Annotated in this window: 20 protein-coding genes; 11 read left to right on the forward strand and 9 right to left on the reverse strand. The window is 72.3% G+C overall.

Features of this window, described 5'->3' with window-relative positions; translation table 11 throughout:
- Positions 1-3 precede the first annotated feature (3 nt).
- From ACE4Q9_RS27110 to ACE4Q9_RS27125, 4 genes are all read right to left on the reverse strand, one after another.
- Positions 4-210 (reverse strand): hypothetical protein, encoded by a 207-nt coding sequence (locus ACE4Q9_RS27110; RefSeq protein WP_397986844.1) that lies wholly within the window; start codon positions 208-210, stop codon positions 4-6.
- A gap of 95 nt (positions 211-305) precedes the next feature.
- Positions 306-1,040 carry an FAD:protein FMN transferase gene (locus ACE4Q9_RS27115; RefSeq protein ID WP_397986845.1) on the reverse strand — a complete coding sequence of 245 codons (735 nt, stop codon included), beginning with the start codon at positions 1,038-1,040 and terminating at the stop codon, positions 306-308.
- Between the two features lie 25 nt (positions 1,041-1,065).
- Positions 1,066-1,557, reverse strand: a complete 492-nt coding sequence (locus ACE4Q9_RS27120) for an FMN-binding protein (RefSeq protein ID WP_397986846.1) — start codon at positions 1,555-1,557, stop codon at positions 1,066-1,068.
- 19 nt (positions 1,558-1,576) lie between these two features.
- Positions 1,577-2,929, reverse strand: coding sequence for a ferric reductase-like transmembrane domain-containing protein (locus ACE4Q9_RS27125; RefSeq protein WP_397986847.1), 1,353 nt, complete (start codon positions 2,927-2,929; stop codon positions 1,577-1,579).
- 248 nt (positions 2,930-3,177) lie between these two features.
- Between ACE4Q9_RS27125 and ACE4Q9_RS27130 the strand changes: the two genes are divergently transcribed.
- Together ACE4Q9_RS27130 and ACE4Q9_RS27135 are read left to right on the forward strand one after the other, a co-directional pair.
- Complete coding sequence (locus ACE4Q9_RS27130) at positions 3,178-3,924, forward strand: response regulator transcription factor (RefSeq protein ID WP_397986848.1); 747 nt, start codon at positions 3,178-3,180, stop codon at positions 3,922-3,924.
- A 266-nt stretch (positions 3,925-4,190) separates the two neighbouring features.
- Positions 4,191-5,591, forward strand: a complete 1,401-nt coding sequence (locus tag ACE4Q9_RS27135) for a sensor histidine kinase (RefSeq protein WP_397986849.1) — start codon at positions 4,191-4,193, stop codon at positions 5,589-5,591.
- 54 nt (positions 5,592-5,645) lie between these two features.
- Here the strand turns inward: ACE4Q9_RS27135 and ACE4Q9_RS27140 are convergent, their stop codons facing one another.
- On the reverse strand, positions 5,646-6,365 hold the full coding sequence (locus tag ACE4Q9_RS27140; protein ID WP_397986850.1) for a L,D-transpeptidase: 720 nt from the start codon (positions 6,363-6,365) through the stop codon (positions 5,646-5,648).
- A 153-nt stretch (positions 6,366-6,518) separates the two neighbouring features.
- On the opposite strand from ACE4Q9_RS27140, the gene ACE4Q9_RS27145 reads away from it, so the two are divergent.
- The 5 genes from ACE4Q9_RS27145 to ACE4Q9_RS27165 all read left to right on the forward strand — a co-directional run bounded on the left by ACE4Q9_RS27145 (position 6,519) and on the right by ACE4Q9_RS27165 (position 12,573).
- Positions 6,519-7,712: an argininosuccinate synthase gene (locus ACE4Q9_RS27145; RefSeq protein ID WP_397986851.1), complete on the forward strand. Its 1,194-nt coding sequence runs from the start codon at positions 6,519-6,521 to the stop codon at positions 7,710-7,712.
- Between the two features lie 113 nt (positions 7,713-7,825).
- Positions 7,826-9,259 (forward strand): argininosuccinate lyase, encoded by a 1,434-nt coding sequence (gene argH / locus ACE4Q9_RS27150; protein WP_397986852.1) that lies wholly within the window; start codon positions 7,826-7,828, stop codon positions 9,257-9,259.
- Positions 9,260-9,412: 153 nt separating this feature from the next.
- Positions 9,413-10,384 carry an aldo/keto reductase gene (locus tag ACE4Q9_RS27155; RefSeq protein WP_397986853.1) on the forward strand — a complete coding sequence of 324 codons (972 nt, stop codon included), beginning with the start codon at positions 9,413-9,415 and terminating at the stop codon, positions 10,382-10,384.
- A 117-nt stretch (positions 10,385-10,501) separates the two neighbouring features.
- The gene (locus ACE4Q9_RS27160) at positions 10,502-11,053 is read left to right on the forward strand and encodes a TetR/AcrR family transcriptional regulator (RefSeq protein WP_397986854.1); all 552 of its coding nucleotides are present in this window, start codon (positions 10,502-10,504) and stop codon (positions 11,051-11,053) included.
- Complete coding sequence (locus tag ACE4Q9_RS27165; protein ID WP_397986855.1) at positions 11,050-12,573, forward strand: MFS transporter; 1,524 nt, start codon at positions 11,050-11,052, stop codon at positions 12,571-12,573. The genes ACE4Q9_RS27160 and ACE4Q9_RS27165 overlap by 4 nt, the downstream gene beginning before the upstream one ends.
- Positions 12,574-12,595: 22 nt before the next feature.
- Here the strand turns inward: ACE4Q9_RS27165 and ACE4Q9_RS27170 are convergent, their stop codons facing one another.
- Entirely contained in the window at positions 12,596-14,266 is a 1,671-nt protein-coding gene (locus ACE4Q9_RS27170; RefSeq protein ID WP_397986856.1) for a multicopper oxidase family protein, read from the reverse strand.
- A gap of 148 nt (positions 14,267-14,414) precedes the next feature.
- Complete coding sequence (locus tag ACE4Q9_RS27175; RefSeq protein WP_397986857.1) at positions 14,415-15,086, reverse strand: lysophospholipid acyltransferase family protein; 672 nt, start codon at positions 15,084-15,086, stop codon at positions 14,415-14,417.
- A gap of 363 nt (positions 15,087-15,449) precedes the next feature.
- Between ACE4Q9_RS27175 and ACE4Q9_RS27180 the strand changes: the two genes are divergently transcribed.
- Together ACE4Q9_RS27180 and ACE4Q9_RS27185 are read left to right on the forward strand one after the other, a co-directional pair.
- Complete coding sequence (locus tag ACE4Q9_RS27180) at positions 15,450-16,625, forward strand: glycerophosphodiester phosphodiesterase (RefSeq protein ID WP_397987343.1); 1,176 nt, start codon at positions 15,450-15,452, stop codon at positions 16,623-16,625.
- 181 nt (positions 16,626-16,806) lie between these two features.
- The gene (locus tag ACE4Q9_RS27185) at positions 16,807-17,304 is read left to right on the forward strand and encodes a GNAT family N-acetyltransferase (protein ID WP_397987344.1); all 498 of its coding nucleotides are present in this window, start codon (positions 16,807-16,809) and stop codon (positions 17,302-17,304) included.
- A 19-nt stretch (positions 17,305-17,323) separates the two neighbouring features.
- Here ACE4Q9_RS27185 and ACE4Q9_RS27190 read toward each other — a convergent pair whose 3' ends face one another.
- Positions 17,324-17,743: a hypothetical protein gene (locus tag ACE4Q9_RS27190; RefSeq protein WP_397986858.1), complete on the reverse strand. Its 420-nt coding sequence runs from the start codon at positions 17,741-17,743 to the stop codon at positions 17,324-17,326.
- Between the two features lie 2 nt (positions 17,744-17,745).
- Positions 17,746-18,105, reverse strand: a complete 360-nt coding sequence (locus ACE4Q9_RS27195; protein ID WP_397986859.1) for a hypothetical protein — start codon at positions 18,103-18,105, stop codon at positions 17,746-17,748.
- Between the two features lie 601 nt (positions 18,106-18,706).
- Here ACE4Q9_RS27195 and ACE4Q9_RS27200 point away from each other — a divergent pair.
- Both ACE4Q9_RS27200 and ACE4Q9_RS27205 read left to right on the forward strand, forming a co-directional pair.
- The gene (locus ACE4Q9_RS27200) at positions 18,707-19,741 is read left to right on the forward strand and encodes a methionine ABC transporter ATP-binding protein (protein WP_397986860.1); all 1,035 of its coding nucleotides are present in this window, start codon (positions 18,707-18,709) and stop codon (positions 19,739-19,741) included.
- Positions 19,738-20,484 (forward strand): methionine ABC transporter permease, encoded by a 747-nt coding sequence (locus ACE4Q9_RS27205; RefSeq protein WP_397986861.1) that lies wholly within the window; start codon positions 19,738-19,740, stop codon positions 20,482-20,484. The genes ACE4Q9_RS27200 and ACE4Q9_RS27205 overlap by 4 nt, the downstream gene beginning before the upstream one ends.
- Positions 20,485-20,590 lie beyond the last annotated feature (106 nt).

The following is a 20,590-nucleotide window of genomic DNA, read 5'->3' on the forward strand; positions in this document are numbered from 1 at the left end:
GGGTCAGTAGCCGCCGTGGCCGCCGTGGCCGCCGTGGCCGTGACCGTGGCCGCCATGACCGTGGCCGTGACGGTCGCCGTGCCGGTCCCCGTGGCGGTCGAAGCGGTCGAACGCGTCGAAGCGGTCGTCATCGTCGTGGTCGCGGCCGTGACCCCGGCCGTGGCCTCCGTGGCCGCCGCCCTGGGGCAGCAGACTGCTGAAGATGGACATAACGTTCCTCCCGGAAATTTTCTGCACAGGGGGTACGTCCGAGAACGGAACTGGGATGGCTCCTGGGCGAAGAAATTTTCCTTTCAACCCGTTTTTCACTCTATGTGCGCGGCCAGTCCCGTGGTGTGGAGCACCCCGCCGTCCGCCGTCAGCAGCAGTCCCTCGGCGTCGGGCAGCGACTCCAGCCAGCTGAGCCCCGGCCGCGAGCCCCGCGCGAACGCGGCCGTGGCCCAGCAGTCCGCCCAGGTCAACTGGGGTGCCACTACGGTCACCGACACCAGGTCCGTCACCGCGGGCTCTCCCGTTCGCGGGTCCACGATGTGCGCACCCCGCTCGGCCGTGCCCGACGTGGCCACCGCCAGCTCGCCCGCCCCCGACACCACCGCGGCCAGCCCGCCCGGCCGCAGCGGGTCCGCGATCCCCACCCGCCAGGGCCGCCCCGGCTCCGGCGCACCCAGCGACTGCACGTCCCCGCCGCCGCTGACACCGACCCCGGTCACCCCCTCCACGCCGGCCAGCCGCCGCGCGGCCCGCTCCGCCGACCAGCCCTTGACGATCCCGGTGGGATCCAGCACCCCCCGGTACCGCGCGCTGAACCACCCCCCGCTCACCCGCTCCGCCCGCGCCGCCAGCTCCAGCACCTCCGCGACCTCGGGCACGCACCGCTCCACATCCGTCTCGCCGCGGGCCAGCCGCGACACCTCGCTGTCCTCCCGGTAGGTGCTGAACACCGCGTCGACGCCGTGCAGTGCGGCCACGACCTCCCCGAGCACCGCCCGCACCGCACCGGGCTCCCCGCCCCGCACGTCGAAGGAGAACACGGTCCCCATGACCTCCTCCGCGTGCCGCACCGCCTCACCCACGGGCCTGGTCCAGCGCGGACTGGAGGGACTGCTGGTAGCCGGTGCTGGTGTACGTCGCGCCCGAGACCATGTCGATCTGCGCGCTCTGCGCGGCCAGCGCCTCGCGCCGCAGCTGGGGGAGGGCGTAGCCGGCGATCTCCTGGTCGCGCGGGTTGGCCGTGGGGTACTGGAGGGCCGTGACGTCGGTGAGCTTGCCGTCCTTGATGGTCACCCGTACCTGGACCGGGCCCCAGCGGGTCTGCTCGGTCTCTCCGGTGACGGTCTTCGAGGCACCTCCGGCGGCCGGGGTGCCACCGGGCGCCGGAGAACTCCCGGACGACGACGGCGCGCTCGCGCCGCTCTGCGGGACCGAAGCCGACGCGCCCATGGCGAGACCGGGACTGGTGTGCGGCTTCAAGGACAGCAGCAGCACCACGGCGGAGACCGTCGTGGCGCTCGCCAGCACGACGCGGCGCAGCGGGCGGTTCTTCCTCAATGCGTGCATGACCTGGGCCTCACAACTCTCACAGCTCGAACGACTCGTGATGGATGCGGCGGTCCCGCGCACCCGCCGCGCGCAGGGTCTCGTACACATCCCGCGCGAACCCGTGGGGCCCGCAGATGTACACGTCGCGGGCCCGCAGATCGGGGAACCGCGCGCGCAGCGACTCCGCGGTGATGCGGGGACGCTCGCCGTGCGGCCCGTTCAGCGCGTACAGCACCTCGGCGCCGCGCCACCGCGCAATCGCCTCCAGCTCGGCGCCCAGCGCCAGGTCCTCGGCCGAACGCGCCCGGTACAGCAGGGTGACCTCGCCGGGCAGCGTCTCGAACAGGGCCCGCAGCGGGGTGATGCCGACACCGGCCGCGATCAGCAGGGACCGCCCGCCGGTGGCCCGGTCGGCGGTCAGCGCGCCGTAGGGGCCCTCCGCCCATACGCGGGTGCCGGGACGGAGCGTGGATATCGCCGCGCTGTGGTCGCCCAGCGCCTTCACCGTGATCCGCAGCCGGTCCGGGCGCGGCGGCGCCGACAGGGAGTACGGCGTGGACGTCCAGGCCATGCCCTCGGCGAGGAACCGCCACCGGAAGAACTGCCCGGAGCGCGCGCCCAGCCGGTCCAGATCCCGGCCGCGCACCACGACCGAGAACACTCCCGGCGCCTCCTGCCGCACCGACTCCACCCGCAGCCGGTGGCGCCGGTTGAGCCGGATCGGCGCGAGCACCCGGAACCACACCACGAGCGCCGCGACCCCGAGGTAGAGCGCGTACCAGGCGGCGGTCGCCACCGGATCGCCGTTGAACTGCTCGCCCAGCGACACCTGGTGGAAGAAGGCCAGGAACACGGCCGCGTACGTCAGCAGATGGACGTAGTACCAGAACTCGTGCCGGATCCGCCGCCGGGCCGCCCGCGCCGAGGTGATGCCCACCGCGAACAGGATCAGCGTGCCGGCGGTGGCCTTCAGCATGTCCGGGTAGTCCAGCACCACGGTGACCGTCTCGTGCCACAGCGACGCCCGGTCCTGCGCCGCGTACCCGGCGAGGATCAGCCCGATGTGCGCCACCAGCAGGCACACCGTGTACCGCCCGGCCATCGCGTGCCAGCGGGCCACCCGGTCCGAGCCCACCCGGTTCTCCAGCGCCGGCACCCGCGCCATCAGGCCGACCAGCACCGCGCAGGCGTACCCGCACAGCAGCCCGGCGATCCGTCCTGCACCGGTCAGCCAGCCCGCCGCGCCGACCACGGAGGCGGTGTCCGCCCACCACAGCGCGACCACGGCCGCCGCACCCGCCCACAGCACGGCCAGCAACGGCCCCGCGGGGGAGCGCCGCGCGACCCCCGGCCGGGGCGGCGCCGCCCGTCTCATGTCCACGGCTGTCATCAGTGCCGTCCCTTCGTCCGCCGACCGGGCCCCGGCCGGCGGAGCCACTGTGCGGGACCCACCTCTGAGGCACCTCTGAGAAAGGGCCCGCGCCCAGATCTCTGAGCGCTTTCTCACAGAGGTCTCAGAGACCTCTCACAAACCGCCCCTGACCAGCGGGTATGACACCCCGCCGAGCGGACTCAGAGGAAACTCAGAGCCCCCGCGGCGACCGTCCGCCGCGCGCACCGGAGATGCTGGGAGGCGCGATGACTACGACCCGTTCCGGCCGACCGGCCCTCACCCGCCCCGACGGCACCGCGCTGCGCGTCCTCGTCGTGGACGACGACCCCGACCTCGCCGAGGTGCTCACCGGCGCCCTGCGCTACGAGGGCTGGCAGGTGCGCGCGGCCCCCGACGGCGCCGCCGCCCTCGCCGCCGCGCGCGAGCTGGAGCCCGACGCCGTCGTGCTGGACGTGATGCTCCCCGACATGGACGGCTTCACGGTGCTGCGCCGGCTGCACGAGACCCAGCCCGAGGTGTGCGTCCTCTTCCTCACCGCGCGGGACGCGGTCGAGGACCGGATCGCCGGACTCACCGCGGGCGGCGACGACTACGTCACCAAGCCCTTCAGCCTGGAGGAGGTCGTGGCCCGGCTGCGCGGACTGCTGCGCCGCGCCGGCATGGCCCGCCGCCCGGAGCCGGAGGAGGACCCCGGACTCGTCGTCGGCGATCTGGTGATGGACGAGGACGCCCGCGAGGTGACCCGGTCCGGCGAGCTGATCGAGCTCTCGCCGACCGAGTTCGAGCTGCTGCGCTTCCTGATGCGCAATCCCCGCCGCGTCCTCAGCAAGGCGCAGATCCTCGACCGGGTCTGGTCCTACGACTTCGGCGGCCGCGCCCATGTGGTCGAGCTGTACATCTCCTACCTCCGCAAGAAGATCGACGCCGGCCGCGAGCCCATGATCCACACGGTGCGCGGGGCGGGGTACGTGCTGAAACCGGTGACCGGGTGAGGCCGTGGAACCGGGGGAAGACCGCTCGCGGTGCGGAGGAGGGCGGCCGGGTGGGAGCCGGTGGCGCCACGCAGGACGGCGGGCAGGTGGGAGCCGGTGACCGTGCGGGCAAGGGTGACCGGAGGAGAGCCGGTGGGGGTGCGGACCGGGGCGGGCGGGGGAGGGCCGGTGGCCGGGGGAGGGCCGGTGGCCGGGGGAGGGCCGGGGGGATCCTCCGCCGGCTGCCCCGTTTCCGCACCCTGCGTGCACGGATCACCTTCGGTCTGGTGGTGCTGCTCGCGGTGAGCTGCGCCGCGGTCGGGGTGGCCGCCGTGGTCGAGCTGAACGGCTTCCTCACCCAGCGCCTGGACGAACAGCTCGCCCAGGTCGGCACCCGGTTCCCGGAGAGCCTGGAGCACCACGGCAGGCTGCCCGACGACCACGACGGCGACGAGGACGCCGACACCCGCCGGATGGCCACCGGCACCTTCGGCGCCTGCCTGCGGCAGGGCACCGTCGCGGACAAGGGCCTCATCCGGTCCGGTGACCTCAATGTCGACCTGGACATCACCCTGACCGCGCGGGACGCCGAACGGCTCGCCCGGATCCCGGCCGACGGCCACCCGCACACCGTCGAACTCTCCGCCCTGGGCCACTACCGGGTCGTCGCCACCCCCGGCCGCGACGGCGACGTGCTGATGGCGGGGCTCCCGCTGAAGCCCGTCGAGGCGGCGGTCCACCGCCTGGAGCTGGTCGCCGGGGTCGTCTTCGGCCTCGCCCTGGCGACGGCCGGAGTGACCGGCGCCCTCTGGGTCCGCTGGTCCCTGCGCCCCCTCGGCCGGGTCACCGCCACCGCCGCACGGGTCAGCCGGCTCCCGCTCGCCAGCGGTGCGGTCGCGCTGCCCCCGCGCGCCCCCGTCACCGACCCGCACAGCGAGGTCGGCCAGGTCGCCGCGGCCCTCAACGGCATGCTCGGCCATGTCGAGGACGCGCTCACCAAACGGCACGCCAGCGAGGAGCGGCTGCGCCGGTTCGCCGCCGACGCCAGCCATGAGCTGCGCACCCCGGTCGCCTCGGTGCGCGGCCACGCCGAGCTGGGCCTGCTGCATCCCGGACCGGTGCCGCCGGAGGTCACCCGCGCCCTGGAGCGCATCGCCGCCGAGTCCTCGCGGATGGGCCTGATGGTGGACGACCTGCTGCTGCTCGCCCGCCTCGACGCGGGCCGCCCGCTGGAGCGCGGCCCGGTCGACCTGACCCGGCTGGTCCTGGACGCGGTCACCGACGCCCGCGCCGCCGGTCCCGGCCACGGCTGGGCCCTGGACCTCCCCGAGGACCCGGTCACGGTCACCGGCGACGCTCACCGCCTCCACCAGGTGGTGGCCAACCTGTTGGCCAACGCACGTTTGCACACGCCCGTCGGCACCAAGGTCACCCTGACCCTGGACCCCGGCCCCGGCGCCGTCCTCCTCCGCGTCCACGACGACGGCCCCGGCATCCCCGAGGACCTCCGCTCCGCCGTCTTCGAACGCTTCACCCGCGCCGACCACCGCCGCCACGGCGACTCCTCCGCCACGGGCGCGGGCCTCGGCCTGTCGATCGTGGCCGCGGTGGTGGAGGCGCACGGCGGCACGGTGGACGTGCAGAGCGCACCGGGCTCCACGACCTTCCGGGTCAGCTTGCCCGCTTGAGGGGCGCGGGGCCGCGACGACCTGCGGTCCCGCCGCGACGGACGCACGGCGAACTCAGTACCGGGTAACCCCTGTGACGCCGCCCTCGGTGCCGATGGCGATCCGCGGCTCCGCCCCCGGCACCACCCACCGCAGAATCCGCCGCATGGCATCCTCCGGCACCGACACACAACCGGCCGTCGCCCCCGCCCCGTTGACATGCAGGAAGATCCCGGCCCCCCGCCCCCGCACCGGCCGGTGGTAGTTGAACCCCACGATGAGCCCGTACGCGTACGGCACCCGATACGCGCCCAGCCGCTCCGACTCCGCGGCACGGCAGTCGGCCGGCAGCGGATCCGTCCAGCGGTTGTACGACGACGACGCGTTGTCCTCGCACCACCAGGAACTCTCCGTCACCGCCCGGTAGGAGATCCGCGTGCCGGCCGGCGCCGCCTTGATGCCGAACGCGAACGGAAGGTCGTACAGCCCGGTCGGCGTCGTCTGCGTCCCCTGGGCGCGCGCGTTCCCCTCGACCAGCCCCTTGGCCCCGAACCGCGCGGGCACGGAGCCGGCCTGCGTCCAGGTGCCGTCGCGCAGGTCCCACCAGGTGACCGTGCCCGTCGTGGACGACGTGTCCGGCGCCTGCGCGACGATCAGCTGGGTGCCGCCACCGGTGTCCGCGAGGCGCGCGGGGAGCGGCACCGGTCCCGGTGCGCGCGGCACCGGGGCAGGCGCGGCCCCGAGCAGGCCGAGCACGGAGACGGACACGAGGCTGGCGACGACACCGGGGCGCATGCTCCGACGCTAAACGGGGCCAGTGGCGACGGCAGCCCGGACGGTCCGTCCGGAATCACCTCTCCGGCCATGTCACCCGGAGGGGTGATTGACGAATCATGCGGACTTCTGCATACTCATGCATGTCAGCGAATGCACTGTGAGGAGAAACCCGTGACCGAGCGCGTCGTACTCGCCTACTCAGGCGGTCTGGACACCTCCGTCGCCATCGGCTGGATCGCCGAGGAGACGGGCGCCGAGGTCATCGCCGTTGCGGTCGACGTCGGCCAGGGCGGCGAGGACCTGGACGTCATCCGCAAGCGCGCCCTCGCGTGCGGCGCGGTCGAGGCCGAGGTCGCCGACGCCAAGGACGAGTTCGCCGACGAGTACTGCCTCCCGGCGATCAAGGCCAACGCCCTGTACATGGACCGCTACCCGCTGGTCTCCGCCCTCTCCCGGCCGACGATCGTCAAGCACCTCGTCGCCGCCGCCAAGAAGCACGGCGCCACCACGGTCGCCCACGGCTGCACCGGCAAGGGCAACGACCAGGTCCGCTTCGAGGCCGGCATCGTCGCCCTCGCCCCCGACCTGAAGTGCATCGCCCCGGTCCGCGACTACGCGATGACCCGCGACAAGGCGATCGCCTTCTGCGAGGCCAAGCAGCTCCCGATCGCCACCACCAAGAAGTCCCCGTACTCCATCGACCAGAACGTCTTCGGACGCGCCGTCGAGACGGGCTTCCTGGAGGACATCTGGAACGCCCCGATCGAGGACATCTACGAGTACACCTCCAACCCCGCCACCCCGCGCGAGGCCGACGAGGTCGTCATCAGCTTCAAGCAGGGCGTCCCGGTCGCGATCGACGGCAAGCCCGTCACCGTCCTCCAGGCCATCCAGCAGCTCAACGAGCGCGCGGGCGGCCAGGGCATCGGCCGGATCGACATGGTCGAAGACCGCCTGGTCGGCATCAAGTCCCGCGAGGTCTACGAGGCTCCGGGTGCCATCGCCCTGATCACCGCCCACCAGGAGCTGGAGAACGTCACGGTCGAGCGCGAGCTGGCCCGCTACAAGCGCCAGGTCGAGCAGCGCTGGGGCGAGCTGGTCTACGACGGCCAGTGGTTCTCCCCGCTCAAGCGCGCCCTGGACGGCTTCATCGACGAGGCGAGCCAGCACGTCAACGGCGACATCCGGATGACCCTGCACGGCGGCCGCGCGGTCGTCACCGGCCGGCGCTCCGAGTCGTCCCTGTACGACTTCAACCTCGCCACGTACGACACCGGCGACACCTTCGACCAGGCGGCGGCCAAGGGCTTCATCGACATCTACAGCCTGTCGTCGAAGATCGCCGCCAAGCGGGACCTCGCGTAACCCCGCGATCCCTTACGGGGTCCACCTCGCACGCGCATCACACTGACGGCCGCCTCCCCACCCGCAAGGGCGGGGAGGCGGTGGCACAGAGACATCTCCCGAGGAGCAACGCAGTGAGCAGCAACAGCGGTGACGTACGGCTCTGGGGCGGCCGTTTCGCCGACGGTCCCGCCGAGGCCCTGGCGAAGCTGTCCGCGTCCGTCCACTTCGACTGGCGGCTCGCGCCCTACGACATCGCCGGCTCGCGCGCCCACGCCCGCGTGCTGCACCGGGCCGGACTGCTCACCGAGGACGAGCTGACCCGCATGCTCGCCGGCCTCGACCGGCTGGAGGCGGACGTCGCCGACGGCTCCTTCACCGGCACCATCGCCGACGAGGACGTGCACACCGCCCTGGAGCGTGGCCTGCTGGAGCGCCTCGGCCCGGACCTCGGTGGCAAACTCCGCGCCGGCCGTTCCCGGAACGACCAGGTGGCCACCCTCTTCCGGATGTACCTCAGGGACCACGCCCGGATCATCGGCGGCCTGATCGCCGACCTCCAGGACGCCCTGATCGGCCTGGCGGAGGCCCACCCGGACGTGGCGATGCCCGGCCGCACCCACCTCCAGCACGCCCAGCCGGTGCTGTTCGCCCACCACGTCCTCGCCCACGTCCAGTCCCTGTCCCGTGACGCCGAGCGGCTGCGCCAGTGGGACGAGCGCACGGCCGTGTCGCCGTACGGCTCGGGCGCCCTCGCCGGCTCCTCGCTGGGCCTTGACCCGGAGGCGGTGGCCGCGGACCTCGGCTTCGAGCACGGCAGCGCCGCCAACTCCATCGACGGCACGGCCTCGCGGGACTTCGTCGCGGAGTTCGCCTTCATCACCGCGATGATCGGCGTGAACCTCTCCCGGATCGCCGAGGAGATCATCATCTGGAACACGAAGGAGTTCTCCTTCGTCACCCTCCACGACGCGTTCTCCACCGGCTCCTCGATCATGCCGCAGAAGAAGAACCCGGACATCGCGGAGCTGGCCCGCGGTAAGTCCGGCCGCCTGATCGGCAACCTGACCGGTCTGCTCGCCACCCTCAAGGCCCTGCCGCTCGCCTACAACCGCGACCTCCAGGAGGACAAGGAGCCGGTCTTCGACTCCTGCGACCAACTGGAGGTCCTGCTGCCCGCGTTCACCGGGATGATGGCCACCCTCACCGTCCACCGCGAGCGGATGGAGGAACTGGCCCCGGCCGGCTTCTCCCTCGCCACGGACATCGCCGAGTGGCTGGTCCGCCAGGGCGTCCCCTTCCGGGTGGCGCACGAGGTCGCGGGGGAGTGCGTCAAGGCCGCCGAGGCCGAGGGCAAGGAACTGGACGAGCTGACGGACGAGCAGTTCGCCAAGATCTCCGCCCACCTCACCCCCGAGGTCCGCACCGTCCTGAACGTCCCTGGCGCCCTCGCCTCCCGCAACGCCCGCGGCGGCACCGCCCCGAGCGCGGTGGCGGTGCAGCTGGCGGAGGTCAAGGCGGACGTGGCCCGGCAGCACCACTGGGCGGAGGCGAAAAAGCCCCGTTAGGGGCGCGGGGCTGTGCCGATATGCGGCTGCCGCCGCGTGGGCGCGGGCAACCCGGACGCACTCGCACGCGCGCACCCACCGCACGAGCCACGCTCCTGGGCGGAGCCACTCGCGGGTTACGTTGGTCGGGAACCGACCGAACCGGAGCCCGCGATGCCGTTCGCCCGCCTCGCCCACGCGACCACCCCGACGTGCCACATCGGCCTCGGTCTCGCCGCCGTCGGCCGCCCCGGCTACATCAACCTCGGCCGCGACGAGGACCTCGGCGCGGACCGCAGCGTCGACGCCCTGCGCACCCGCACCCATGAACTCCTCGACGCCGCTTACGCCCAGGGCGTCCGCTACTTCGACGCCGCCCGCTCCTACGGCCGTTCGGAGGAGTTCCTCGCCGGGTGGCTGACGGAGCACCCCGGCGTCGACGACGTCGTCGTCGGCAGCAAGTGGGGTTACACCTACACCGCCGACTGGTCCACCGACGCCGAGCGGCACGAGGTCAAGGACCACACCCTGGCGACGTACGAGCGCCAGCGCGCCGAGACCGACGCGCTGCTCGGCGACCGGCTCGACCTCTACCAGATCCACTCGCTCACCCCGGACAGCCCGGCCCTCACCGACAAGGAACTCCACGCGAGGCTCGCGGAGGCCGCCGCCGGGGGAGTGACGATCGGCTTCTCCACCAGCGGCCCCCGGCAGGCGGACACCGTCCGTGCCGCCCTGGAGGTGACGGTCGGCGACGCGCCCCTGTTCCGTACCGTCCAGTCGACGTACAACATCCTGGAGCACTCGGCCGCCCCCGCCCTCGCCGAGGCCCATGACGCCGGGCTGACCGTGATCGTCAAGGAGGGCATGGCCAACGGCCGGCTCGCCGGCCCGCACGCCCCCGAGATCCTCAAGGCGATCGCCGCCGAGGAGGGGCTGGGCTGCGACGCCGTCGCCCTCGCCTGGATCCTGCGCCGGCCCTGGGTGGGCGTCGTCCTCTCCGGCGCCGCCACCCTCGCCCAGCTCGCCTCCAACCTGCACGCCCCCGCCGTCGACCTGGACGCGGACCGGATGACCCGCCTCGCCACGCTCACGGAGGAGCCGGACGCCTACTGGGCGCGGCGCGGAGAGCTGCCCTGGCACTGACCGCAAGGTCTCGCTGAGGCCCCCCGCTGACCCCGCTGAACAGCGGTTGACCTGCGGCGATGAGCCGTGCATGCCCGCGATGAGACAGTCATGTCTCACTTGGGCTACTCTTGTCTCATGGCCCTGGACCGAGACCATGTGCTGCGCGCCGCCGCCGCCCTGCTGACCCGTAAATCCACCGCGACCATGGACGAGGTCGCCAAGGCCGCCGGGATCAGCCGGGCCACGCTGCACCGGCACTTCGCCGGACGCGACGCGCTCGTGCGGGCGCTGGAGGCGCTCGGCATCGCGGAGTGCGAGGCGGCGCTGGACCGGGCCCGCCCGGAGGAGGGGTCCGCGACCGACGCCGTACGCAGGCTGGTCCGCGAGATCCAGCCGGCCGCGGGACTGCTCGCCTTCCTGTACGGCGAGAGCCAGCTGTGGGAGGGCGACCGGCAGAACGACGGCTGGCAGCGCCTCGACGGCCGGATCGGCGCCCTGTTCCAGCGCGGGCAGCAGGCCGGCGAGTTCCGCATCGATCTCAGCCCCGTCTGGCTCACCGAGGCGCTGTACGGCCTGACCGCCTCCTGCGCCTGGGCCACCCTGGACGGCCGCGTGGCCGCCCGTGACTTCCCGACCATGGTCGCCGAGCTGCTGCTCGGCGGCGCGCTACGGAGAGAGGAACCATGACCAGCACCGTGCAGCAGGCAAGCGTGGCGGAGGTGGAGAAGCGTCCGGGCCGCTGGCTCGCGCTCTGCGTCCTCGTCCTGGCCGTGCTGCTGGTGGCCGTCGACGCCACCGTCCTCGGCCTGGCCACCCCCTACATCAGCGAGGACCTGCACCCCTCGGGCACCCAGCTGCTGTGGATCGGTGACGTCTACTCCTTCGTCATCGCGGGCCTGCTGGTGTCCATGGGCAGCCTCGGCGACCGGATCGGCCGCAAGCGGATCCTGCTCTGCGGAGCCACCGCGTTCGGTGCGGTCTCCGTGCTCAACGCCTATGCGACCACACCGGAGTTGATGATCCTGGCGCGGGCGCTGCTCGGCGTCGCGGGCGCGACCCTGATGCCGGCCACCCTCGCCCTGATCCGCAACCTCTTCCACGACCCGCGCGAGCGCAGCCTCGCCGTCGGCATCTGGGGCGCGACGGCCTCGGCCGGTACGGCGGTCGGTCCCATCGCCGGCGGCTTCCTGCTGGAGCACTTCTGGTGGGGCTCGGTCTTCCTGATCAACCTGCCGGTGATGGCGGTCCTCGTCCTGGTCGGCATCCGCACCCTGCCCGAGTCCCGCAACCCGGAGCCGGGCCCCTGGGACCTGGCCAGCGTGCTGCTGTCGCTCGTCGGCATGATCGGCGTCGTCTACGCCGTCAAGGAGGCGGCCACCCACGGCTTCTCCTGGCCCACGCTCGCCGCCGGTCTGCTGGGCGCGGGCGCGCTGTACGGGTTCGTGCGCCGCCAGCTGACCATGCCGGCCCCGCTGCTGGACATGCGGCTGTTCCGGCATCGCGGCTTCAGCGGCGCGGTCCTCGCCGACCTGCTGACCGTGCTCGGCATGTCCGGCCTGGTCTTCTTCCTCTCCCAGTACCTTCAACTCGTCCAGTCCAGGCGGCCGTTCGAGGCGGGCCTCGCCGAACTGCCCGCCGCCGTCGGCGCGGTGGTGGCCGGACTGCTCGCGGGCAGCGCCGCCCGGCGCTTCTCCGTCCGCTCGGTGGTCTCGGCCGGCCTCGCCGCGGTCGGCCTGTCCCTGGCCGCGCTGACCTCGCTCGGCCAGAGCACGGGCTACCCGCTGCTCGGCGCCGCCCTGCTGGTGGTGGGCGTCGGCGCGGGCCTGTCCTTCACGGTCACCGCCGACGTCATCCTCTCCAGCGTCCCCAAGGAGCAGGCGGGCGCCGCCTCCGCGGTTTCCGAGACGGCCTACGAACTGGGCGCCGCCCTGGGCATCGCCCTCCTCGGCTCCATCGTGACCGCCGTCTACGGCGGCTTCCGGGGCCCGGCCGGCACCCCGCCGGGCGCCCACGACTCCCTGGGCGCGGCGGTGGAGGCGGCGGCCCACCTGCCCGGCCGGACGGCCGGGCCCATGCTGGACGCGGCCCGCGACGCCTTCGTCCACGGCCTCCACCTGGCCTCGGGCGCGGGCGCGGCGGTCCTGCTGGGCACGGCGGTCGCGGCGTGGTTCCTGCTGAAGGGGCAGAAGCTGGAGAACACCGGGTGAGCCCGGCTCGCCCGGCGTCTCCTCACCGCTTGTAGCCGAGGATCGTCATCATCCCGCTCTCCGAGTGGTACTGGTTGTGGCAGTGCACCATCCACAGACCGGGGTTGTCCGCGTCGAATTCCACCACCAGCTTGCGGTGCGGCAGCACCAGCGCCGTGTCCTTGCGCGCCCCCACCGCGTCCAGTCCCGTCATGGCGAAGGTGTGGCCGTGCAGGTGCATCGGGTGCCACATGTCCGTCGCGTTGATGAGCGTGAGCCGCACCCGCTCCCCGGCGTGGATCTCGTGCCGCTGCCGGACGTCGTACGGCTTGTGGTCGAAGCCCCAGTCGAACCTGCGCATGCTGCCGGTGATCTTGATGCGCAGCTGGCGGTCGGGGTGCCGCTCGGGCAGGGCCACCGAGTCGGCCGGCTCCAGCCGCCGCGCCGGCACGCACTCGCCGTCCAGCTCCTTGGGGCGGACGTCCGGTGCCGGAAGGTTTCTGCCCTTGTCGGTGCGCAGGACGGCGAGCGCGTTGCCCTTCTTGCCCTCGGCCAAGGCGACCAGCGGGAAGCAGCCGTCCTTGGCGGTCACCAGCACGTCGTACCGCTCGGACATGCCGATGAGCAGGGCGTCGGTCTCCTTGTGCCGCACGGGGTAGCCGTCGGTGTGCGTGACCGTCATGGCGTGGCCGCCGAGCGAGACCCGGAAGGCCGTCTCCGAGCCCGCGTTGACGAAGCGCACCCGGATCCGGTCGCCGGGGCGGCAGCGGAACTCCTGGGGGTCGTGCGGCAGCCGTCCGTTGGCGAGGTAGTAGGGGTAGTCGACGCTGCCGCCGTCGCCGTGGAGCATCCGGCTGTGGGAGTCGTGCAGCACCCGGTCGGGCCCGCCGCCCCTGGCCTTCGCGGACGGCGACGCCTTCGCCCCGGCCGGCCGGCTCGCGCTCGGGGCGGGGCTCCCGCTCGCGTGCGGGCGCTCGGGGCCCATGCCCATGTTGGCCATCCCGGAGCCGCCCGGCTTGAGCTGTTCGAGCACGCTGTCGGGGGTGGAGCCGTCCACGCCGTCGAGCCAGTCGTCCAGGACGACGATCCACTCCTTGTCGTAGCCGAGCGTCTCCTTGGGGTCGTCCACGACCAGCGGTGCGTACAGGGCGCGGTCCGGCTGCATCCCGACGTGGGAGTGGAGCAGATACGTGCCGGGGTGCTTCACGTTGAACCGGTAGCGGAAGTCCGTACCGGCCGGAATCGGTCGCTGCGTCAGGTCCGGGACGCCGTCCATGTCGCAGCGCAGCCGCACCCCGTGGGAGTGCAGGGTGGTGGTGGTCGGCAGCCGGTTGGCGAGCGTCAGGTCCAGGATGTCGCCCGCGGTCACCCGGACCAGCGGCCCCGGCACCGTGTCGTTGTACGCCCAGGTGTGCACCGAGCGCCCGCCCAGGTCCAGCTTGGCCTCCGCGGCGGTGAACCGGTACGTGCGCACCCGCCCCGCCCCCCGCTTGCGCTCGGTGGCGAGGACCTCCGGGTCCGACGGGTTGACGTACCCCTTGGGTCCCGCCGGTACGAAGGTCCCCCCGACGCCCGTCCCGAGGGGACCGGTGTCCGCGTGGTGCGGGCCGGAGCGGCTCTCGGGTCCTGAACCGGAGCCGCAAGCCGCCAGGAAACCCGCGCCGACGGCTGCGATCGGGACACGGAGGAGGGTTCGCCGCGAAGGTGTATCCATGCCTGAATCAGACATGTTCGGTGGATCATGCGCTCGGGGGCGTAGGCCGAATGCCCCTTCGGACGGGGCAGATTCACACCGGCAGACGGACGAACGCGGGCCGCCCCGGTACAACCGGAACGGCCCGCGTCCATCTGCCGCCTCAGGCTCAGGCGGCCTTCGCCTTGGTGGCGTAGATGTCGACGTACTCCTGCCCCGACAGCCGCATGACCTCGGCCATCACGGAGTCGGTGACGGCGCGCAGCACATAGCGGTCGCGGTCCATGCCCTCGTAGCGGGAGAACTCCATCGCCGGGCCGAACCGGACGGTGACCTTGCCGGGTCGCGGCATGCCCTTGCCGCCGGGCTGGAGCTTGTCGGTGCCGATCATGGCGAACGGCACCACCGGCGCGCCGGTCATCAGGGTCAGCCGGGCGATGCCCGTGCGCCCCCGGTACAGGCGGCCGTCGGGGGAGCGGGTGCCCTCCGGGTAGATCCCGAAGACCTTCCCCTCCTCCAGGACCCGCCGCCCCGTCATGAGCGCCGCCACTCCGCCGTTCGCGCCGTCCCGGTCCACCGGGATCATGCCGACCCCGGTGAAGAACCACGCCATGAGCCGGCCCTTGAAGCCCTTGCCGGTGACGTACTCGTCCTTGCCGATGAACAGCACCTGACGCTTCGTGACGACCGGCAGCACGATCGAGTCGATGAAGGTGAGGTGGTTTCCGGCCAGAATCACCGGGCCGTCCCCCGGAATGTGCTCCGCGCCCTCCACCTGTGGGCGGAACATCAGGCGCATGATCGGTCCGAGCACTGCCTTGATGAGGCGGAAGCGGGACAACGGGTCCTCCGATGTCAGGGGGAGCGATATGAGTCTGTGCAGGTGAGGACATTACTCGCGGCCTCGGCGCGAACGCACATCGGGAACGAGCGGTTCACCGAGGTCTTACGAAGTGTTGACGCGGGTTTACCTGCGGTGACGCCCGGCGGACGGCGGGTGACGCACCGGTGCCGATGTGACGGACATCGCTCGCTTCGTCCCCTGGCGACACCTCGTCAGGTGCCCGCACACAGGGGCCATACACAGGCACCCGCGAGTTCGACGCGAAGCCGCCCTTCTGTCATATGCGCGCCCCTACGATCTCCCGGACTGATGACCATCGGACTGATGAGCGAAGAAGACGGACGACGGCAGGAGGCCGCCATGGGAACCGAGCGCAGGGACGAGACGCAGCCGCAGGTCACGGGACGGCGGGCGCTCCTCGGCGCCGCGATGTTGGGCGCGGGCGGCGCCGTCCTCGGCCTGTCCGGCACCGCCAGGGCCGCCGAGGCACCGGCGGCGAGGCGCACCGCGCGCGGGCTCAAGGGCCTGCCGGTGCCCACCATCGTCGGCCACCGCGGCGCCAGCGGCTACCGCCCCGAGCACACCTTCGGCTCGTACGAGCTGGCCCTCGACCTCGGCGCCGACATCGTGGAGGCCGGCGACCTGTGCCCCACCAAGGACGGCCATCTGGTCTGCCGGCACGAACCGGAGATCGGCGGCACCACCGATGTCGCGGACCACCCCGAGTTCGCCGTCCGCAAGACCACCAAGGTGCTCGACGGCGTCCCCACCACCGGCTGGTTCACCGAGGACTTCACCCTCGCCGAGCTGAAGACGCTGCGCGCGATCGAGCGCATCCCGGGCAACCGGCCGCACAACACCCTCTACAACGGCCGCTGGGAGATCCCCACCTTCGAGGAAGTCCTGAAGTGGCAGGACGAGCAGACCCGCAAGCGCGGCAAGCAGGTCTGGATCTACCCCGAGACCAAGCACCCCACCTACTTCCGCGAACTTGGCCTCCCGCTGGAGGAACGGGTGGCCAAGCTGCTGCACAAGTACGGCAAGGACGCCCGCAACTCCCCGATGATCCTCCAGTCGTTCGAGCCCACCAGCATCCAGCGGCTCAACCGGCTCGTCGACAACCCGCTCGTGGTGTTGCTGTCCACGGCCGACAGCCGCCCCTGGGACTTCGTGGCGGCGGGCGACCCGCGCACCGTCGCCGACCTGATCACCCCCAAGGGCCTGCGGGAGATCGCCGGTTACGCCCAGGGCATCGGCCCCACCCTGGACCTCGTCATCCCCAGGAAGGCGGACGGCTCCCTCGGCCAGCCCTCCACCCTGGTCTCCGACGCGCACCGGGTCGGCCTGATCCTGCACCCCTACACGATGCGCAACGAAAACCCCTTCCTGCCCGCCGAGTTCCGCAAGGGCAGCGCGGCCGACGGGTACGGCGACCCCTTCGGCGCCTTCAAGGCGTACTTCGCGACCGGCATCGACGGCGTCTTCACCGACAACGCCGACACCGGCGTCCTCGCCCGCGCCGACTTCCTGCGCTGACCCGCGCCTCCCGCCGCGCCGGACTCCCCGCGTCCTCCCGGAATGCCCCGGGCCGCCGCCGGATCGCGGGGAGTTGGCTATGTCACAGGGCATCCCCGCGCGACGAAGGTTGCTTCCCGCCGGGCGCGGGGATAGGAGTGTGGGGGACGACAGTGATCAGGTGAGCGGGAGGCATGCGCACATGGGCATGAGCGTGACCATCTCGGTGGCGACCGACGAGGACGCGGAGGATGTCTTCCGCCTCCAGTACCTGTGCTTCCAGAGCGAGGCGCAGCTGTACGGCAACTACCGCATCGACCCGCTCGTCGAGACCCTCGACGCCATCCGCCGGGAGATCGGCGTCGACTCCGTCTTCGTCGCCCGGCTCGGCGACGAGGTGGTGGGCGCCGTACGCGGCAGGATCGCGGAGGACGGCTCCGCCGCCATCACCCGCCTGTGCGTGCACCCCCGCCTCCAAGGCCACGGCATCGGCGCCCGCCTGCTGCGCGCCGCCGAGGCCGAGCTGGCCGGGCAGCGCGGCGCCACCCTCTTCCGCCTCCAGACCGGCCACCGCAGCGAGGGCAACCTCCGCCTCTACCGCCGCGCCGGCTACGAGCCGGTGGGCAGGGTGTGGGGCACGGACGGGGTCGAGCTGATCGTTCTGGAGAAGTCGGCGGCGACTTATGTGGCCACGGCGTGACCAACGCGTATCGCGATGATCAACCAGCCCCCTGCGACCGCGCCTTCCGCAACCAGTACATCGCGGAAACGGGAAGCAGCACGGGAATGAACACGTACCCCATCCCGTAGTCGGACCACACCGTGGCGTCGGGGAACGCGGAGCTGTCGACCACCGTCCACGTGCCGACGAGCAGCACACCGGCCAACTCGACCCCGCAGCAGACCAGCGCCGCCCGCCGCGCCGTCTCCCCGCCCCGCACGAGCGTGTACGTGATGAACGCGTACACCAGTCCGGCCACCGCGGAGAGCGAATAGGCGAGCGGCGCCCGCCCGAAGTCCGTCGCGATCTGGAACGCGGAACGCGACACCGCGCCGACGACCATCACGCCGTAGAACCACACCAGCAGCATGCCCGGCCCGCTGATCAACCGGGCCGGCTTCTCCTCGACGGTCGTCATCCTCAGCCTCCCCAGATGTCAAAGAGCCGGACCTGAAGCACGGCCAGCACCACTCCGCCTGCCGCGGCCGTCACCGAACCCCAGCGGGTCCGCTCGGCCAGCGACATGAACCCCGCGGCCGGCACGCACGCGAACGCGCCCAGCAGATACGCCACGAAGATCGTGGTCCCCTGCGCCGGCTCCTCGCCCCGCGCCAGCTGCACGATCCCGATCACCAGCTGGATCGCGGCCAGCAGCGACACCACGGCCATGCCGATGAGGTGCCAGTCCTTCGTCGGCTGGTCACGATAGGCGGCCCAGCCGCACCACGCGGCGAGCAGCAGCGCGGCGACCCCGGTCACCAGCGTCAGGACAGTGAGCATGCGGTGACCTTATTACGGCGGAATCGGGGCAACGCCCCCGACCCCGCCGTACGCCCGCCGTACACCCGGGGTCCGGCACGCGGACCGTGGCGTTGGCCACAACCCGCAGGGGTGAAGAAGGGGACGTCGGTCTCGTCGAGGACGGCCGCGCGGCCTTGCGCGCACTGGTCACCGGCGGGGGAGCGCAGGTCACCGGCCGCGTCCGGGCCGACCTCGAGGTGTCCGCCGCTGTCCACTATGCGGACAGCGGCCACCGGCCCCCGGCGCGCTTCTGCTTTACTGGGCCGCATGACCACGACGAGCAGCCGCATCCCTGCGACCGGGGCGCCCATGACGCCCGGTGCTGTTTGTCTGTGTCCGTGTCGAATGTGCGCCTTCTAGAGGGCCCCCGCACCACCTGAGCCTCGCGCCCCGAAGCGAGAGCCGCGACCCGTCCCGCGCCCGTCCCAGGGCGTGTGCGACCGAGGGCCGCCGCGCGCACACGACGTTCTCCCCGCTGCACCGCCACCCCGGGAACCGTGCCGCGTACCCCATGAACGCACGCAACGCACCCGTGTCCGGGCACACCCGCGCCCGCGCACTCGACAGTGACGGAAATCCTGTGATCACCACATCGGGCCTCACCAAGGTCTACCGCTCCCGCGGCCGCGAGGTCACCGCCCTCGACGGCGTCGATCTCCACGTCCGCGAAGGCGAGGTCTACGGCGTCATCGGCCAGTCCGGCGCCGGCAAGTCCTCGCTCATCCGCTGCGTCAACCTGCTGGAGCGCCCCACCTCCGGCACCGTGACCGTCGCCGGCCAGGACCTCACCGCCCTGGCCGGGCGCGGACCGCGCGCGGGCCGGGAGCTGCGCCAGGCGCGCAGCCGGATCGGCATGGTCTTCCAGCACTTCAACCTGCTGTCCTCGCGGACCGTGCAGGACAACGTCGAGCTGCCGCTGGAGATCCTCGGAAAGTCCGGGAAGGAGCGCTCCCGCAAGGCGCTCGAACTGCTCGACCTGGTCGGCCTCGCCGACAAGGCCAGGAGCTACCCCGCCCAGCTCTCCGGCGGCCAGAAGCAGCGCGTCGGCATCGCCCGCGCCCTGGCCGGCGACCCCAAGGTTCTGCTCTCCGACGAGGCCACCAGCGCCCTCGACCCGGAGACCACCCGCTCCATCCTCCAGCTGCTGCGCGACCTGAACCGGCAGCTCGGCCTCACCGTCCTGCTCATCACCCACGAGATGGACGTGGTCAAGTCGATCTGCGACTCCGCCGCCCTGATGGAGAAGGGCCGGATCGTGGAGTCCGGCACGGTCAGCGAGCTGCTGGCGACCCCCGGCTCCCAGCTGGCCGCCGCGCTGTTCCCGGTGAGCGGCGAGCGCACCGGCACCGAGCGCACCGTCCTCGACGTCACCTTCCACGGCGAGGCCGCGACCCAGCCGGTCATCTCCCAGCTCTCGCGCACCTACAACATCGACATCTCGATCCTCGGCGCCGCCATCGACACCGTCGGCGGCCTCCAGATCGGCCGGATGCGCATCGAGCTGCCCGGCCACTACGAGGACAACGTGGTGCCCATCGGCTTCCTGCGCGAGCAGGGACTCCAGATCGACGTCGTGGGCCAGGAGCCCGTACTGGTCAAGGAAGGTGCCAAGTGACCTGGTCCGAGATGCGGCCGCTGCTGACGGACGCGTGTTCCCAGACGTTCGACATGGTGCTCTGGTCCACCCTGATCGCCGTCGTCGTGGGCCTCCCGCTCGGCCTCCTCCTCGTCCTCACGGACCGCGGGGGCCTGCTCCAGAACGTCTTCGCCAACAAGGTGATCGGCCAGATCGTGAACGTCGGCCGCTCGCTGCCGTTCATCATCCTGATGGTCGCCCTGATGAACTTCACCCGCTGGGTCACCGGGACCACGATCGGCACCGCCGCCGCGGTCGTGCCGCTCGCCATCGGCGGCATCCCGTTCTTCGCCCGCCTGGTCGAGACGGCCGTGCGCGAGGTGGACGGCGGGCTCGTGGAGGCCGTGCAGTCCATGGGCGGCAACACCTGGACCATCGTCCGCAAGGTGCTCGTCCCCGAGTCCCTGCCCTCCCTGATCGCCAGCACCACCACCACGGTCATCGCCCTCATCGGCTACTCCGCCATGGCCGGCACGGTCGGCGGCGGCGGTCTCGGGGACCTCGCCGTCCGTTACGGCTACCAGCGCTTCGAGACCGAGCTGATGTGGATCACCGTCGGGATCCTCGCCGTCGTCATCTCCCTCATCCAGTTCGCCGGCGACTTCACGGCCCGCGCCCTGCACCGCCGCGGCGGCCGCTCGGGCCCCGCGCCCAAGCTGCGGCTGCTGAAGGCCAAGGGCGACGAGAAGCCGGACCCGGCCGAGGTCACCAAGGCCGCCTAGGCACCGGCCAGGTCGCGCAAGCACCGGCCAGGCCGAGGGGAAACGTTTCTTCCGAGCGGCCGCCCACCCGTCACCCGACCACCACCCCTCAACGAGGCGCTTCGCG

This window comes from Streptomyces sp. AM6-12 (assembly GCF_044327085.1).
GTDB lineage: Bacteria > Actinomycetota > Actinomycetes > Streptomycetales > Streptomycetaceae > Streptomyces.